Origin of the sequence: Pedobacter xixiisoli, from assembly GCF_900215335.1 — a bacterium.
GTDB classification, from domain to species: domain Bacteria; phylum Bacteroidota; class Bacteroidia; order Sphingobacteriales; family Sphingobacteriaceae; genus Pedobacter; species Pedobacter xixiisoli.
This window is the reverse complement of record NZ_OCMT01000001.1, coordinates 1-17,484: the sequence shown is the minus strand read 5'-3', so window position 1 is coordinate 17,484 and position 17,484 is coordinate 1. Positions and strand designations below refer to the sequence as shown.

Genomic DNA, 17,484 nt, shown 5'->3' with positions numbered 1-17,484 from the left:
ATGCTGTTTTACAATGCAGCAGGCATCAGATTTTTAAAAATTTTATTAGCCCATACCAAGCTCATATCCATTTCGTTAAATGTCTGTTATCAACAGATGTTAATTTCTTATGTTGATAGCTAATTGCATTAATTCTATTTTAGTACCAACCCAACTTAAAACCAATGCACAGCATTAGGTATTGAGCAGGGATTTTAATGAAGGATGCTGTAAAAGCTACTTAAAGAGAATACACAAATGAAGAAAAGATATTTATTGGTTCCCCTATTTATCGCCAGCGGATACGGATTTGGCTACGCACAAATTAGTCCTTTGGTAAAGCTGAACCAAAACTACCAAAGTGGTTTAGAGCTGCTTCAAAATGAGAAATATGTAGCTGCTGCGCAACAATTTAAAATGGTTGAGCAATTTAGGAACAAACCTAGTACACAGCAACTAAGCAATGCCGAACTTTCTACCATTAAAGAAAATGCAAAATTCTACGCTGCTGTTTGTGCCATTGAGTTAGGTAACGATGATGCCGAAACACTATTTCAAGAGTTCATCAGAGAATATCCGTTAAATCCGAATACAAAATTGGCTTACTTCTACATGGGAAAGGCTTATTTCGGACAGAAAAATTATGAGAAAGCATTAGAATGGTTTAACCAAGCCGACCCAAGTTCGCTGTCGGGCAAACAACGTTTAGAGTATCAATTTAAACAAGGCTATGCTTATTTTGAAGGAAATAACATTGAAAAAGCAGAGCCTTTATTTGAGGCAGTAAAGAAAGAAGAATCGCCTTTTCAAGAAAGTGCAACTTATTACTTTGCCTACATCAATTACCTGAACAAGGAATACAAAACGGCTCTAGCTAATTTTGAGAAATTGAAAGGTTCGCCTACGTATGAAGCTAGCTATCCGTATTACATCACATCGATGTATTATTTGGATGAGCGTTACGATGATGTGATTGACTATGCGCTGCCAGTAATGGAGAAAACCAAGCAAAAATATGAAGCAGAAATGTTGAGTTTGGTTGCTGCTTCTTATTTCGCAAAATCTGAATTTAAAAACGCAGAAAAATACTTTGCGGCCTACTACGAAAAAGATAAAAATCAGGTTAAAAACAACCTTTTTGTTTATCAATATGGCTACGCTTTATTTCAAAATGGCAAGTACAAAGAATCTGTTACGATATTAGAAAAGCTAAATACCGACGATGTATACCTGCAAAATGGTATGTTTACTTTAGGTAAGGCAGCTTTAAAATTAAATGCCAAAGAAAAGGCAAGAAATGCTTTTTTCAGGTCGTCTCGCTTAGAGTTTGATAAAAATTTACAAGAAGAAGCTTGGATTAATTATGCGAAATTGAGTTATGAGTTGGAGTTTAACCAACAGGCTTTAGAATCTACACAAAGTTTCCTTAAAACATTCCCTTCTTCTAAAAAGATTAACGAAGCTAAAACCTTGTTAGGTGAGATTTTATTGACCAGCAAGAACTATCAAGCGGCTATCGATATTTTAGAACCTATCCCTAATAAAACTCCAGAAGCTAAGGCGGCTTATCAAAAGGTTACTTACTTCCGTGGATTGGAATTCTATAATGAAAGAGCTTTCCCGAATGCACTTTCCATGTTTCTTCGTTCTGAAAACTTTAAAGAAGATGGCGAAATTTACGCACTTAGCACGTACTGGAAAGCTGAAGCAGCTTACGAATTGCGCAAATATGGCGAAGCTGTAAGTACTTTCGAGAAATTCTTAGCGATGGAAGATGCGAAGAAAACCGACGTTTACAATTTTGCTAACTATGCTTTAGGCTACGCTGCCTTTGAGGATGAAAAATATTCTAAAGCCGCCAATTATTTCGAGCGCTTTTTAAGAGGTGCAGACAAAGATGCCAAAACAGCAAACGACGCAACCATACGTTTGGCAGATTCGTATTTCGTGAATAAAAACTACGGCGATGCTTTAACTTACTACAACCGTATCATCTCTAGCAAACAAACGGGAGAAGATTATGCCCTTTTTCAACGTGGTATGATTCAAGGTTTGCAGAAACAAGATGATGCAAAAATTGCGACCATGCAAAGTCTGCTTCAACAGTTCCCTAATTCTAATTACTCGGATGATGCTGGTTTTGAAACAGCTTACACGTACTTCAACAAAGGAGAATTAGACAAATCTAAAACAGATTTAGTGGGTTTAGTGGCTAAATATCCTAGAAGTAGTTATATTCCGAAAGCTTTATTGACTATCGGTTTGGTACAATACAATCAAGACCAAGATGATATGGCACTAGAATCATTCAAGAAAGTGATTAGAGATTATCCAAGTGCCCCAGATGCGAAGCAGGCTTTAGAGTCTATCAAAAACATTTACGTAGACCGTGGTGATGCTCAAGGTTTCATTTCTTACGCTGCAACTACGCCACTAGGGAATTACTCATTGAGTGAGCAAGATGGTATCATGTTCCAATCTGCTAACAATATCTATCTACGTGGCGATGCCAAAGGAGCTTACGAGGCTATCAACGCTTACTTAGATAAATTCCCGAAACCAATTCACGATAAAGAAGCCAAATTTATTAGAGCAGAATCCTTAGTGAAGTTAGGTCGTTCAGACGAAGCTATTGCTGACTACGACTATATATTAAATGATTGGACTAGCGACTATACTGAACGCTCTTTAATGAGTGTTTCTAAAGTGTTGATGCAGGAAAAGAAATATAATGAAGCCATTGTTTACTTAAAAAGGCTAGAAACAACAGCAGATTATAAAGCGCATCACAGCTACGCGATCAACAGTTTAATTAAGGCATACAATGAACTAAACATGCCTGATGATATGTTGAGATATGCGGAAATGATTAAAACTTCTGATAAAGCATCTGAAGAAGAAAAAAACAGTTCTGATTTATACGCAGGTAAAGCTTTCTTGTTAAAAGCAGATACTACTTCGGCAGTAAAAGCCTTTAACAATGTGGTAGCTAAAACAAAAACTTTAGCAGCTGCAGAAGCAAAATACAATTTAGCCTTTTTACAATATGCCAAAGGCGATTACAAAACTTCTCAAAAAACTTGCTTTGATTTAATCAACAATATGCCGTCTTACGATTATTGGGTGGCTAAATCTTTCATCCTTTTAGCTGATAATTATTTGGCTTTAAAAGATAAAATGCAAGCAAAAAGCACCTTGTTAAGTATCATCGACAACTACGAAGGTAAAGATGATATTGTACCGACTGCAAAAGAAAAATTGGCTAAAATCAACTAGAAAAACACACAATGAGATTTAATAAAACAACATATTTAACGCTTGCCTTAATTTTCGGAGCTGCTAGTTTGCATGCGCAAGAAGTAAAACCTCCTGAAAAGACTGAAAAAACCGTTAGTGAAGAAATTGAAATCATAAGACCTTACAAACCTGTTTTAGCCGAAGCTGTGAAGTTGAGAAGAAGTCCGGATTTGGATAACGTAAAAACTTACAGAGCTAAATTCAACTACCTATTAACGGATAGGAAATTGGAGCTAAATACAGATATCCAAAAACTACAAGCTCAAAAAGTAGCTGATGAACGCCAAGCACAATTATTTAATAACTATGTAAAAGGTGGTTTAGGTAATTTGGGAACTTTCCTTGCAGAAGCTTATGTAGGTATGGGACAAGATCCTGCTTTGCAAACAGGTGTTTTCTTCAGACATTTTGGCCAATCTGGAAAACTGAACAAGCAAGACGAAAACCGTCAGCAGTTAAGTGCTTTTGTACGTAGCATTGACGAAAATACTACCTTAAATGGGAAGCTAAATTATCAAAGACACGGCTTATACTTCTACGGAATTGATGAAGCAAGACCAACTTTAAACCCAGATCCAGAGAAACAAGCATTTAATTTCTTTGAATTAGAAGGGGAAGCAATTAGCAAATTCACACCAGATCCAGATGCATTTAGCTATGCAGCAAAAGTAAATGGCTATATGTTTAATGATAGGTTTAGCGCTAAAGAAACCTCATTTACTTTAAATGGTTACCTGAATAAACGCATCAGCAGTTTTAATTTAGGTTTGGCAGCATCTGCCGAATTGGGAAAAACCAAAGATCTAAACACCGATGTTTCCAACAACCTTTTACGTGTAAATCCTTATATCAAATTACAAGCGGGTGGTGTAAAAATTATTGCAGGTGCAAACATTACGCAAGAGTTCGGCACTAAATCTGCTACTAGAATTTTCCCTGCCGTAACTGCAGATTTCACGCTAATTCCAGATTTCTTACAAGTATTTGGAGAATTAAAAGGAGATGTAAATCGTAATACTTTAAAAGATTTAACGGATGAAAATCCATTCTTAAACCAGAATATCTTCATTAAAAACAGTGTAGAGAAATTAAGTTTTAGTGCAGGTATCAAAGGAACAGGTGGTCCAGGTTTTGGTTATAAAGCTCGTATCTATAGCAGACAAATTACTGATATGCCTTTGTTCGTGAACAACTTTGATTCATTCAACAAATTTGATGTGATTTACGATTTCGACAAAACCAAAATATTAGGTTTGGAGGGAGAGTTATCGGTTCAAGTGAGCGACAATCTTAAATGGACTGGTAAATTGAATATGGAAGATTACAAAGCCGGTGCTGAAAAAGAAAGTTATTTCAAACCTCAATTACGCGTTTCATCAAACTTTTCATTCGTAGTAGATAAGAAATTTACTTTTGACGCTGCTGTGGTTATCCATGGAGAAAGTAAAGCCAAAGTTTTCACGGCTAATCCTTTAAATCCAGATGGAACTTATCCGCCAGTACCAGATTTTGCTAATGAAACGATAACAAATGTGAAAGGCTTTGTAGATTTAGGTGTAGGTGGTAATTACAAAATCAACAATAAATTTTCGGCTTTTGTAAAAGCAAATAACATATTAAGCACTAATTACAGCAGATTTTTATATTACCGTTTAAATGGATTTAATATCTTTGGCGGCTTAACCTATTCGTTTTAAAAGGTTAATTTTATAATTATTTTACCCAAATGGATATATTACAATACCTGATAGAGCTTTTAAAAACCCGTAAACAAATAGGAATTGAAGGCTTAGGTACTTTATATAAAAAGAAAACGCCAGGAAGGTATGATGCAGAAACACACTCGTTTTTGCCTCCTAGCTATACATTGGAATTTACTTCTGATGTATTGGAGCATACTAACCTTGCCGAATATATCCAAACTAAAAGGGGCATTTCTGAGGATTCTGCTAAATATTTTGTCAGTCAGTTTGTAGAAGAAGCGAAAAAAGCTTTACAAAATGGCGAATATGAAATGGAAAATTTAGGTACGTTCTCTGCTCTCGGAGAGGAAGTGGTTTTCATTCCTAGCCAAGATATCAATATAGGTTTCGACTTCTTCGCATTACCCCCTATTACGGCACAAATACAGCCCGAAAACAAAGAAGAAGAAGAGGTTACTTTAGAAGAGACTTCTGAAGTAACAGCAGATGACTTACCTAGAGAAACTGAAGAACCTGAAATTGAACAGATACAGGTTCCAGAATTTGAGCAGGAAGTAAGTGAAGTAGAAACTGCTGAAAATGAAGTAGCCCTTTCTGAAGAAACTGAAAAAGAAATTACAGAAGAACCAATTTCTGAAACTGAACAAGAGCTCAATAAAATTGAAGAAGAAGTTGAAGCTGAAGCTGAGCTTGCAATAGAAGAAGTAAACGAAACGGAAGAAGTTGAAGAAAATACTCCCGAGACAGCGCATACTGATACAGCAGAAACTCAAACTCCTGCTAATGTAGAAACAAATGAAGCAACAGATTCAGAAGCTTTTGAAGAGATTACCGAAGTAGATAGCGAAAATCCTACAAATGAAACAGAAATAGTTGCAGAAGATCAGCAAGAAGAGAAACATACTTGGGATTTTAATGATGAAAATGTAGTTTCTGCAGAAGATATTAGTAAGGAAGAAACTTTTACAGATGAACGTCCCTCTGTTCTAGATTCGATAACTGCCCAAGAGCCTGCAGCATCAATTTCTTTTGATAAAGAACAAAAGCCAGAAGATATCAAACTAAAATCTACTACACATGAGTGGGATTTTAACAATATCGAAAGCAAGCAAGCTATTGAAGACAACACATTAATTGGAGAATTTGATAAAGAAAATTTCGAAGAGGAAATAATTATAGAAAAAACCAAGATGCCTCTTTATCAAAAAGTAGGTTTTGGTTTAATTGCCTTACTCGTTTTAATCGTTATTCTTTATTTCGTTAAGCCAGACATTTTCGAAACCTTCGAAAGAGATACAACTAATCCCGACGAAAAATTGGCAGTGCCTATCCAAAGAAGTAACTTAAAAACTCAGCAAGATTCTATTTCTTTTGCAGATAGCATTATGAAAAATGCAGAAAAAGTAGGCTTAGATGTAGAGCCAGCTAAGGATACTTTGAAGGTTACTACAACAACAAAAGAAGTACCAACTACTTATACTTTCGATGTCATCATCGCTTCGTTTGCTACAGATGCAAAAGCTCAAGATTATATTGCTCGTATGAAGAAGAAAGGCTTCGATGCAAAAATATCAACGATGCATGGCAAGCGTAAAAATATAAGTATTGCTACTTACAATAATATAGATTCGGCACAAAAATACGTTACTAAGTTTCGTAAGCAATTTAAAAACCAAGACATTTATGCCCAACCCATTAAAAACAAATAACACACAATGATATTATTATTAACCACTTTACAAGACACGGTTCAAAATCTGGCAGATACCACACAAACTGTAGCTACTAGCGCAGTAAAACCTCAAGAGCCCCTTCATTTTATCGACTTGCTTTTTAAAGGCGGTTGGGTAATGATTCCCCTTACCTTATTGGCTTTCTTAGGATTGGTTATCTTTATAGAAAGATACATAACTGTACGTAAAGCTTCCAAAGATGATACTAACCTATTATTTCAAATCAGACAGAACATAAAAGACGGACGTTTAGAAAATGCTATCGCTTTATGTAAAAACACTCCTTCTCCCCTTGCTCGTATGTTAGAGAAAGGTTTAAAACGTATCGGTCGTCCAATTAAAGATATTGAAGGTGCAATTGAAAACACTGGAAAGCTGGAAGTTGCTAAGCTAGAAAAGAACATTGGTATTTTAGGTATCATTGCTGGTATTGCACCGATGCTAGGTTTCGTAGGTACCATTATTGGTGTAATTACTATCTTCCAACGCGTAGCTGCAGAAGGAGCTATCGAAATTGGTACCATTTCGGATGGTCTTTATACCAAAATGATTACCTCTGCAACAGGTTTGATTATCGGGATCATGGCTTACGTACTTTACCACATTTTAAATATGATGGTAGAGAAAATCATCCTTAAAATGGAAACCGAAGCAATTGAGTTTATCGACCTTTTAGAAGAACCAGGAAAATAATGAATTTAAAAAACAGAAAAAAGGGTCATGTAGAGGTGCACACCGCTGCCTTAAACGATATCATGTTTTTCTTGATGTTGTTTTTCCTCTTGGCTTCTGCTGTGGTAAATCCGCAGGTAGTAAAATTGCTACTTCCTCGCTCCTCTTCTGGTCAACAGGCTAATAACCAAAAATCTATTACGGTAAGCATCGACGAAAATTTAAACTACTTCGTTGATAAACAACCTATCACTTTAGAAGCGATGGAAGGCCAAATACAAAGTCAAATTCAGCAAGATACTGACTTAACTATCGTTTTATACGTAGCAAGAGGTGTATCTATAGAAAATACGATGAAAGTATTTGACGTGGCTAACAAATTGAAATTGAAAGTTGTTCTTGCTGTAGAGCAAAAGAAATAAACATGGCACATAACCATAAAGAAGAAAATAATTATCCAAAAGCATTAGCCATTTCTACAGCGCTAATGGGGGGCTTTATTGCCCTTAGCTTTATCTGGATAATTGGCAAATTTGAACCTAACGAAGAGTTGGGAATGGGTGGCATGGTGGTTAATTATGGTACATCTGTAGAAGGAATGGGTACGGACTACACCAGCATTGAAGAACCATCTATGGACCCCGATGCAAACAATAAAAAGCCCGACCAAATCACTCCAGATCCAACGACAAAAAGTACCCAATCGCAACTGAGTGATCAAAACCTAACCACTCAAGATAATGAAGAAGCGGTGAGTGTGAATACGAAGGCAGTTAAAAGTAACGCCAATCCAACGAGCACTCAAGATAAAAAAGTAGAGCAACCAGCAGTTAACCCAAATGCACTTTACAAAGGCAAAAAAAACAATGCTACTGGTGGCGGCGATGGAACAGGTTCAACCCCAGGTAACCAAGGAGATCCAGATGGCGATCCGCTAACTCCTTTCTATGGTAACGGCGGCTCCGGATTTGGTAGTAAACCACTTCCTTTAAGCAACTTTAAAAATCTGGTAAAACCTGAAGATGATGGTCAAGAAACCGGAACCATCATGGTGAAAATACTAGTAAACAAATCTGGTAGAATTATAAGTGCTGAAGCTGGAGCTAAAGGAAGTACATTTAGAAATAATGCTTTAGAAGATAAATGCGAGAGAGCTATGTTAGGTGCTTCCTTAAATGCTATAGAAAAAGGTCCAGATACCCGTATTTTCTTTGTGCCTTTTAAATTTTCAGTAAAATAATAATCTAAGTATAGTTCTAAAACCAAAGAGGAGGCTGAACCTATTGCAATAAAGGGTCAACTTCCTCTTTTGTCATTCCAGCTTTGATGTTTTCATTATAGAAAGCAGTAATAATAGCAGAATCAAATGCATCAATTTTCAATTTACCATTGTTTGCCTCATAAAATAGGCTCTTCGGTGCGTTTTCGCTTTTCTTAAACAATCCGAAGCCACCAATAATTCCCTTTTTTACAGCATATCGAACATCTGCCTTATTACGGTATTTAGAAATAGCAAATACACGCTCTAGTCTGTAAATTTCACTTTTTTTATTAGCCTTGTAAGCAAAACCTCCAGTAGTATTGGCATATCTTTTCGCATGTTCCGATAACTGAGCTATAGTTTCTACGTCATTTCGAAGTGCTATGATAAAATTTACCTCGTCATCATCGTCTGATTTTTGAATATCTAAGTTGGTAAGCCTTGCCAATTCACTAAATGTAGTATCTATCTCATTCAATATATATTTGCTACTATCACCAATTACTTTGTAACGTATTGGAACTACCCACTTGTGAATTTTTTCATATTCCCCAGTTCTAAAACGATGATAAGCGATTTCATCGAAAACGATTTTTTCTTTTGGAGTTAATTTCTGCCCAAATGCAGCAATAGCAGAAATAAAAAATAATAGGATTAAGAAAGATAATTTTTTCATAAAAGCGTATATATCCTACTAATTTAAAATAAAATTGCATTCGAAATAACTATTAGATAAATATTATTTTTCAGATTGTTCTCAAAATACAATCGCATATCTTTGCCTCTAGTTATGAATTACAGCCAAACGTTAGAATATCTTTACAGTCGCCTACCAATGTTTACAAGAGTTGGGGCATCGGCTTTTAAAAAGGATTTGGATAACACAATAGCACTTTGCAATGCCTTAGAAAATCCTCAAAACAAATACAAAACCATACATATTGGAGGCACCAATGGCAAAGGTTCTACATCGCACATGTTGGCTGCCATTTTACAAAAAGCTGGTTATAAAACAGGTTTATATACTTCTCCTCACCTCAAAGATTTTAGAGAGCGAATTCGCGTAAACGGAAAAATGGTTTCTAAAGGTTTTGTAACCAATTTTGTGAAAGCACAACAACAATTAATTAACAAAATAGAGCCTTCCTTTTTTGAAGTTACCGTAGGCATGGCTTTTTCTTATTTCGAACAAGAACAGGTGGACGTTGCTGTAATTGAAGTTGGCTTAGGTGGCAGATTAGATTCTACAAACATCATTAAACCAGAGCTTTCTGTAATTACCAATATCAGTTTAGACCATACCAACATGTTGGGTAATACCTTGGCCGAAATTGCATTTGAAAAAGCGGGTATCATTAAACCTAATACTCCCGTTGTTATTGGCGAACGTCATCCAGAAACAGACTTGGTATTTATAAAGAAGGCAAAGGAACAAAATGCTTCATTAGTTTTTACGGAAGATGTACTCAGAGTAGCAAATATTTCAAAGAAGGCAAGCACGTTAAAATTAGATATCAACCAAAAAAATCAACCCTTACTAAAAGGATTAACGCTAGATTTAACTGGAACTTATCAGTTAAAAAACATCTTAACCGTAATCGAAGCTGTTCAAGAATTACGAAAAATCGGTTATCAAATTCCTGATGAAGCTATTTATCAAGCCTTAAAAAATGTAAAAAAACTAACAGGTTTACAGGGAAGGTGGCAAACATTAGCTAAAAATCCGTTGGTAATTTGCGATACAGGACATAACAAAGCAGGAATAGCTGAAGTAATTCAAAATATCAATCAAACTCCCCACCAATATCTACACATGGTAATTGGAATGGTGAAAGATAAAGACATTAGTGCTGTTTTGGCCCTACTCCCTAAAAATGCAACTTACTATTTCTGCGAACCTCAATTAGAAAGAGCATTATCAGCAAATGAACTGGCAACACAGGCCGCCGATTATAATCTTAAAGGAAATGTATTTAACACAGTACAAGAGGCGCTAAACAATGCAAAAGATAACGCAAAAGATAGAGATTTAATTTTTATAGGTGGAAGCACCTTTGTTGTAGCAGAAATTTTATAGAATAGCATCCGTTTGTTCGTCAATGTTCATCAAATATTTAACTGATAATTTTTACCTTTATCAGCTTATAAACATTATTAAAACAAAAATCTACCTACAACTTAAAATAATGAAAATCAAATTCTTGTACATTTCTCTCGCTGTTTTATTTGCAAATAGCTTGAGCGCTCAAAAACCAGTTAAAAATAATCAGAAGGTTAATTCTACTTATCCTCAAACTGTTGCTCGCCCCAAATTGGTGGTGGGTATGGTGGTAGATCAAATGCGATGGGATTACCTTTATCGCTTCTACAGCAGATACGGACAAGGTGGTTTTAAGCGACTAATTAACGAAGGTTTTTCTGCCGAAAACACACTAATTCCATACACACCAACTATTACAGCCTGTGGACACGCGTCAGTTTATACCGGTACCGTACCTGCAATTAATGGCATTATTGGCAACAACTGGTTCGACCCACAATTGGGAAGAGATATGTACTGCGTGGAAGATAAAAGTGTAAGCACTGTCGGTAGTCCAAGCAAAGCAGGTTTAATGTCACCTAAAAATTTATTGGTTACTACCGTTACCGACGAGCTTAGAATGGCAACTAACTTTAGAAGTAAAGTAATTAGTATCTCGCTTAAAGATAGAGGTGCTATTTTACCTGGTGGACATACCGCTAACGGTTCTTATTGGTACGATGGTGCAACTGGAAATTTCATCACAAGTACGCACTACATGCAACAATTACCAACTTGGGTAAATGATTTCAACGCTAAAAAACTACCTAATAAATATTTTGCTGAAGATTGGAATACTTTATATCCAATAGCAACTTACACAGAAAGCACAGCTGATGATAAGCCTTACGAACGTTTATTTAAGGACGAAAAAACGGCAACTTTCCCTCACCTATTTAAGCAATACGCTAATAAGAACTACTCACTAATGACCAGCATGCCTCAAGGCAATACTTTCACACTTGAGTTTGCTAAGTCTGCTATACCTGCTGAAAAATTGGGTCAAACAGGAAATACAGATTTCTTGGCGGTTAGCTTGTCTTCGACTGATTATGTCGGCCATCAATTTGGTCCAAACTCTATAGAATTAGAAGATACCTATTTGCGATTGGACAAAGATTTAGAAGATTTCTTCAATTACTTAGATAAAACAATTGGTAAAGGCAATTATCTATTTTTCTTAACGGCAGACCACGGGGTAACTCATGTACCAGGTTTTTCTAAAGAAAATAAGTTGCCAGCTGGTGGTCTAAATCCTAAGAAATATCAAAAAGAATTAGATAGCCTAATTTTAAAAGAATTTAAGGTTAAAGATGCCATTTTTACTTTAATGAATAACCAACTGATTTTTGATACAGATGCAATTAAGGCTGCAAATGCAGATTATAGCAAAATCAAACAATTTAGTATTGATTATTTGGTTAAACAAGAAGGTGTATTGAACGCAGTAGACGTAAAAAACCTAGGTAATGCCAGCCTACCTCAAGATTTAAAAATGAAAATCACCAACGGTTTTAATGCTCGCAGAAGCGGAGATGTTTATATTATACTAGATGCTGGCTGGTATCCTACACTAAGCCCAGGAACTGGACATGCAGCTTGGAACCCTTACGATAGTCATATCCCTAACGTATTTATGGGCTGGGGTGTTAAGCCTGGTAAAACCAATAAAGAATACTATATGACAGATATTGCTCCTACAGTTTCTGCGTTGCTACATATTCAGCAACCTAGTGGAGCTATAGGAAAGGTAATTACCGAACTTATGAAATAAGACATTAACAGTTTCACAATCAAATCCTCAATTCAAAATAACGAATTGAGGATTTTTCATTTAAAAGCCTTATATAATACCAATTCATCAATAACCCAACGCTATTTTTACTTTTGAACTTTAACTTTTGACTTCCCAAAACATTACCTTTGGTGAGTAATTTTCTAACCAGTATTGTACTCAAACCTGTTACTTCCTTCGATGGAAATCTATGATTATGGATAAAATTGAGATTTATAAGCCGAACAATAAAATACGTTTTGTAACTGCAGCTGCACTATTTGATGGTCACGATGCAACAATTAACATCATGCGTAGGATTTTGCAGTCTAGCGGTGCCGAAGTCATCCACCTTGGACACAATAGATCAGTTGACGAAGTAGTAAACTGTGCGATTCAAGAAGATGTACAAGGAATAGCAATGACTTCCTACCAAGGTGGTCACATTGAGTATTTCAAGTACATGTTTGATTTGTTGCAAGAACGTGGAGCAAATCATATCAAAATTTTTGCTGGTGGCGGTGGTGTAATTTTGCCAGATGAAATAAAGGAATTGGAAGCTTACGGTATTTCTAGAATTTATTCTCCAGACGACGGACGTAAAATGGGTTTGCAGGGAATGATTAACGATATGTTGCAAAAAACCGATTTTGTAACAGTTAAAACCTTAAGCAATGAAACTGAAAATTTAACAAAGAAAGAAAATAGAAAGATTGCAAGGTTAATTTCTGCCGCAGAGAATAACGCTGATGATTTTGAAAATACAATAACCAAGCTAAAGAAGAATCAAAAATCCAATCCCCCAGTTTTAGGAATAACAGGTACTGGAGGTGCAGGAAAATCATCCTTGGTAGACGAACTAGTAAGAAGGTTTTTAATCGAAGTAAAACATAAAACTATTGCTATTATTTCAGTAGATCCATCGAAAAGAAAAACTGGTGGTGCGCTTTTAGGTGACAGAATTCGTATGAATGCGATTAACAATCCTAGAGTTTACATGCGTTCTCTGGCAACTCGACAAGCAAATTTGGCATTATCGAAGAATGTTCAAGAAAGTATTGATATATGTAAAGCCGCTGGTTTTGATTTAGTCATCGTGGAAACTTCCGGCATCGGGCAGTCTGATACAGAAATTACCGAGCATTGTGATGTGTCACTATACGTGATGACACCAGAATTTGGTGCAGCAACTCAACTGGAAAAGATAGATATGCTTGATTTTGCAGACTTGGTCGCTATCAATAAATTCGATAAAAGAGGAGCGCTAGATGCATTAAGAGACGTAAGAAAACAATACAAGCGCAATCACAATATATTTGAGGCAAAAGATGAAGAAATTCCTGTTTATGGAACTATGGCCTCGCAATTCAATGATCCTGGTATGAACAATTTGTTTGTCTCCTTAATTAATAAGATACAAGAAAAAACTAAGGTAGATTTCTCAGCTAAAATGGGAATGACATCTTTAGAATCTGAAAAAATCTATATTATTCCTCCAGAAAGAACAAGGTATTTGTCCGAAATAGCTGAAGCTAGCGAACATTATAACGATTGGGTACAAAAGCAAGTAGATATTGCTCGCAAAATGTATCAACTGCAGGGGGTAATTCATTTACTAAAAAATGAAAATGAGGTAAATGTTGAAAATCTTGAACAACACTATAACTATCAAGAAGAACTATTAGATGGAGAGTGTAGAAAACTATTAAGGAAATGGCCAGAAATAAAGCATCAGTATCAACAAGATAACTTTATTTACAAAGTAAGAGATAAAGAAATTAAGCAACCATTGTTCTATGAGTCACTTTCGAAATTAAGAATCCCTAAAGTTGCTTTGCCCAGTTATGAAGACTGGGGAGATATACTTAAATGGTTACTTACAGAAAATCTTCCTGGAGAATTCCCTTATGCTGCCGGAGTTTTTCCTTTAAAACGTGAGGGAGAAGACCCTACCCGTATGTTTGCTGGCGAAGGTGGCCCAGAAAGAACCAACAAAAGGTTCCATTACGTCTCTTTAGGCCAACCAGCTCATAGGTTATCTACTGCTTTCGATTCGGTTACACTTTATGGAGAAGACCCTCATTTACGTCCAGATATTTATGGAAAAATAGGTAACTCAGGTGTGAGCATTGCCACTTTAGATGATGCTAAAAAACTTTATTCAGGTTTTGACCTCTGCGCTGCTAGCACTTCGGTTTCTATGACAATTAATGGGCCTGCGCCTATGTTATTAGGATTTTTCATGAATGCAGCAATAGATCAACAATGTGAAAAATATATTATTGAAAATGGCTTAGAAGAAGAAATTGAAGGCAAGATAAAGCAGATATACAAAACAAAAGGCATTAATAGACCGAGCTATAATGGAAAACTTCCAGAAGGCAACAGTGGTTTGGGATTAATGTTATTAGGTGTCACTGGTGATGAAGTTCTTCCTCAAGATATTTACGCACAAATCAAAGCAAAAGCAATTAGCGCAGTTCGTGGAACCGTACAGGCTGATATATTAAAAGAAGATCAGGCTCAAAACACTTGCATTTTCTCTACTGAATTTGCTTTGAGGATGATGGGCGACATTCAACAATATTTTATCACCGAAAAAGTCCGTAATTTTTACTCAGTTTCTATCTCGGGATATCATATTGCTGAAGCTGGTGCCAATCCTATTTCGCAATTAGCTTTCACCTTAAGCAATGGATTTACTTTTGTAGAATATTATTTAAGTAGAGGAATGCATATCGATGATTTTGCACCGAACTTATCCTTTTTCTTTAGTAATGGTATCGACCCAGAATATGCAGTTATTGGTCGAGTAGCGAGACGAATATGGGCAAAAGCCATTAAAAATAAGTACAAAGGCAACGACCGTTCGCAAAAGCTGAAATATCATATTCAAACTTCTGGTCGTTCGTTACATGCTCAGGAAATAGATTTTAATGACATCCGAACTACGTTACAAGCGCTTTATGCCATTTACGATAATTGTAATTCTTTACATACCAATGCGTATGATGAAGCAATTACTACACCAACAGAAGATTCTGTACGCAGAGCGATGGCTATTCAACTTATCATTAACAGAGAACTAGGCTTAGCGAAAAATGAAAATCCACTACAGGGGGCTTTTATCATAGAAGAACTAACTGATTTAGTAGAAGAAGCTGTATTGGAAGAATTTAAGCGCATTAATGATCGTGGTGGTGTTTTAGGAGCGATGGAAACGATGTATCAACGCGGCAAAATACAAGAAGAAAGTCTTTATTATGAAACACTGAAACATACTGGAGAATTTCCTATTGTAGGTGTAAATACATTTCTAAATAAAAATGGCTCGCCTACAATTATTCCAGGCGAGGTCATTCGTGCAACAGAAGAGGAAAAGCAATACCAAATCACCGCTTTAGAAACCTTTCAAAAAAGAAATGAAGATAAAGCTGCTGCAACGCTGAAAGACTTACAAAAAGCAGCTGTAGAGGGAAAAAATATATTCGAAAAATTAATGGATGTTTGTAAGATTTGTTCTCTAGGTCAAATCAGCAATGCATTGTACGAAGTAGGCGGACAGTATAGACGTAACATGTAATAAAAAAGCCACAACTAAATTGTGGCTTTCTCTATTCATTTATTTATGCTAAAATCCATTTGAACTTATAATCTATTGAAGGATTTTTCATTCTCTCTGCAACTCTCAACAAACGATCCGGAAGTTTCATGATATAATCTCTCGCCTTCTCTCCAGCTTCATTTAGCTCTTTAACACTTTCTATATTCCACTCAACAATTAATTGTTTTAGAATATCTACATAGTCTACCGCGGTGTAAACACCTAAACGTTGGGCAGCGTCTGTAAAATGTCCAAAAACCTGCCCAATAGGCAAACCTACTTCTCTCAAGAAATGAGCAGGCATTACAATCTTTTTCTTCATCATATCCTCAAACGCAAGCATCGCTTCGTTTGCATCTACTTTAAATATTTGGCTTATAAAATCTTTATAGGCTTTTGCGTGTCTGGCTTCGTCAGAAGCAATTACACCACACATTTTAGATAACAACGTATCTCCATCCTTTTTTGCTAACGAGGCAACCCTTCTGTGAGAAACATTGGTAGCCAGTTCTTGAAAAGAAGTATAAATGAAATTTCTATATGGATCATGACCTGTACCAATATCAAAACCATCGGCTATTAGGTATTGTGTAGACATCTCCATCTGACGCATATCTACGCGTCCTGACAAATACAAATATTTATTTAATAAGTCTCCGTGTCTATTTTCTTCCGATGTCCACTGACGATTCCATTTCATCCACCCTCCCTCTTCATCTCTACTCACGCCATCAACCATAGCTAACCAAGATTCATATGTAGGCAAAGCTTCTTCTGTAATAGTATCTCCAATCAACACTGCTACTAAATCATAAGATAATTCACTAGCGCTTTGTTGTAATTCTTTTACTTTATGAAAGAAGTCATCCTTACTTGCATCTGGCAAAAAATCTGATGGTTGCCAAATTTCATCAATAGGCTTTAGATATTCAGGCATCATTTCAAGCATATATTTTTCAATATGCTGCATTACTTCCCTTCTTCTTTCAACAAAAAAACTCATTTGTGTATATATGATTTATAAACCTCAAAGATAACCAAATTATATGGCACGGAGGAATTTATTAACGTAAACGTCAAAACTATCTTTGCAAAAATGACGTAAATCATCTTCTTAAAACAGCTTCTCTATAACAACTATATCAGCTATTATGGATAAAACATATTAAATGCTAAGAAATTCTAGATTTTAAAAGTATTTTGACAAAAGCTCTCGAAAACTAATGGTTATCGAGATGTTAGGGACATCCCACATCTGGCAGGGATTCGAATCTGTTATTTTCGGTTCCACAAAAAAAGCCCCCCGACATTTCTGAAGGGGGGCTGTAGGTTTAGGCACCGACCTACTCTCCCACGTGTTACCGCAGTACCATCGGCTCGG

The 17,484-nt window shown here is 36.0% G+C and carries 11 protein-coding genes; 9 read left to right on the top strand and 2 right to left on the bottom strand.

Features of this window, described 5'->3' with window-relative positions:
* Positions 1-237: 237 nt before the first annotated feature.
* The 6 genes from CRO54_RS00055 to CRO54_RS00030 are packed head-to-tail and all read left to right on the top strand — an operon-like array spanning position 238 to position 8,624.
* Entirely contained in the window at positions 238-3,255 is a 3,018-nt protein-coding gene (locus tag CRO54_RS00055; protein WP_097127251.1) for a tetratricopeptide repeat protein, read from the top strand.
* Positions 3,256-3,266: 11 nt separating this feature from the next.
* Positions 3,267-4,973: a porin family protein gene (locus CRO54_RS00050; protein ID WP_097127249.1), complete on the top strand. Its 1,707-nt coding sequence runs from the start codon at positions 3,267-3,269 to the stop codon at positions 4,971-4,973.
* Between the two features lie 29 nt (positions 4,974-5,002).
* Positions 5,003-6,688, top strand: a complete 1,686-nt coding sequence (locus tag CRO54_RS00045) for an SPOR domain-containing protein (RefSeq protein WP_097127247.1) — start codon at positions 5,003-5,005, stop codon at positions 6,686-6,688.
* A 6-nt stretch (positions 6,689-6,694) separates the two neighbouring features.
* Entirely contained in the window at positions 6,695-7,405 is a 711-nt protein-coding gene (locus CRO54_RS00040) for a MotA/TolQ/ExbB proton channel family protein (RefSeq protein ID WP_097127245.1), read from the top strand.
* The gene (locus tag CRO54_RS00035) at positions 7,405-7,806 is read left to right on the top strand and encodes an ExbD/TolR family protein (protein WP_097127243.1); all 402 of its coding nucleotides are present in this window, start codon (positions 7,405-7,407) and stop codon (positions 7,804-7,806) included. Before CRO54_RS00040 ends, CRO54_RS00035 begins: the two co-directional genes overlap by 1 nt.
* 2 nt (positions 7,807-7,808) lie before the next feature.
* Positions 7,809-8,624 (top strand): energy transducer TonB, encoded by an 816-nt coding sequence (locus CRO54_RS00030; protein WP_097127241.1) that lies wholly within the window; start codon positions 7,809-7,811, stop codon positions 8,622-8,624.
* A 40-nt stretch (positions 8,625-8,664) separates the two neighbouring features.
* Here CRO54_RS00030 and CRO54_RS00025 read toward each other — a convergent pair whose 3' ends face one another.
* Complete coding sequence (locus CRO54_RS00025; protein WP_097127239.1) at positions 8,665-9,321, bottom strand: DUF2927 domain-containing protein; 657 nt, start codon at positions 9,319-9,321, stop codon at positions 8,665-8,667.
* Positions 9,322-9,480: 159 nt separating this feature from the next.
* On the opposite strand from CRO54_RS00025, the gene CRO54_RS00020 reads away from it, so the two are divergent.
* The 3 genes from CRO54_RS00020 to CRO54_RS00010 all read left to right on the top strand — a co-directional run bounded on the left by CRO54_RS00020 (position 9,481) and on the right by CRO54_RS00010 (position 16,082).
* Complete coding sequence (locus CRO54_RS00020) at positions 9,481-10,722, top strand: bifunctional folylpolyglutamate synthase/dihydrofolate synthase (RefSeq protein WP_240774976.1); 1,242 nt, start codon at positions 9,481-9,483, stop codon at positions 10,720-10,722.
* A 109-nt stretch (positions 10,723-10,831) separates the two neighbouring features.
* Positions 10,832-12,499 (top strand): alkaline phosphatase PafA, encoded by a 1,668-nt coding sequence (gene pafA / locus CRO54_RS00015; protein ID WP_097129785.1) that lies wholly within the window; start codon positions 10,832-10,834, stop codon positions 12,497-12,499.
* A 217-nt stretch (positions 12,500-12,716) separates the two neighbouring features.
* A complete protein-coding gene (locus tag CRO54_RS00010) occupies positions 12,717-16,082 on the top strand; it encodes a methylmalonyl-CoA mutase family protein (RefSeq protein ID WP_097127235.1) in 3,366 nt (1,121 codons plus the stop codon).
* A 43-nt stretch (positions 16,083-16,125) separates the two neighbouring features.
* Here CRO54_RS00010 and CRO54_RS00005 read toward each other — a convergent pair whose 3' ends face one another.
* Positions 16,126-17,106: an acyl-ACP desaturase gene (locus CRO54_RS00005; protein WP_097127233.1), complete on the bottom strand. Its 981-nt coding sequence runs from the start codon at positions 17,104-17,106 to the stop codon at positions 16,126-16,128.
* Positions 17,107-17,484 lie beyond the last annotated feature (378 nt).

Bases quoted from the DNA above. Each gene is read 5' to 3' on its own strand.
- CRO54_RS00055 (WP_097127251.1), top strand. From the start codon at position 238: ATGAAGAAAAGATATTTATTGGTTCCCCTATTTATCGCCAGCGGATAC.
- CRO54_RS00050 (WP_097127249.1), top strand. From the start codon at position 3,267: ATGAGATTTAATAAAACAACATATTTAACGCTTGCCTTAATTTTCGGA.
- CRO54_RS00045 (WP_097127247.1), top strand. From the start codon at position 5,003: ATGGATATATTACAATACCTGATAGAGCTTTTAAAAACCCGTAAACAA.
- CRO54_RS00040 (WP_097127245.1), top strand. From the start codon at position 6,695: ATGATATTATTATTAACCACTTTACAAGACACGGTTCAAAATCTGGCA.
- CRO54_RS00035 (WP_097127243.1), top strand. From the start codon at position 7,405: ATGAATTTAAAAAACAGAAAAAAGGGTCATGTAGAGGTGCACACCGCT.
- CRO54_RS00030 (WP_097127241.1), top strand. From the start codon at position 7,809: ATGGCACATAACCATAAAGAAGAAAATAATTATCCAAAAGCATTAGCC.
- CRO54_RS00025 (WP_097127239.1), bottom strand. From the start codon at position 9,321: ATGAAAAAATTATCTTTCTTAATCCTATTATTTTTTATTTCTGCTATT.
- CRO54_RS00020 (WP_240774976.1), top strand. From the start codon at position 9,481: ATGTTTACAAGAGTTGGGGCATCGGCTTTTAAAAAGGATTTGGATAAC.
- pafA (WP_097129785.1), top strand. From the start codon at position 10,832: ATGAAAATCAAATTCTTGTACATTTCTCTCGCTGTTTTATTTGCAAAT.
- CRO54_RS00010 (WP_097127235.1), top strand. From the start codon at position 12,717: ATGGATAAAATTGAGATTTATAAGCCGAACAATAAAATACGTTTTGTA.
- CRO54_RS00005 (WP_097127233.1), bottom strand. From the start codon at position 17,106: ATGAGTTTTTTTGTTGAAAGAAGAAGGGAAGTAATGCAGCATATTGAA.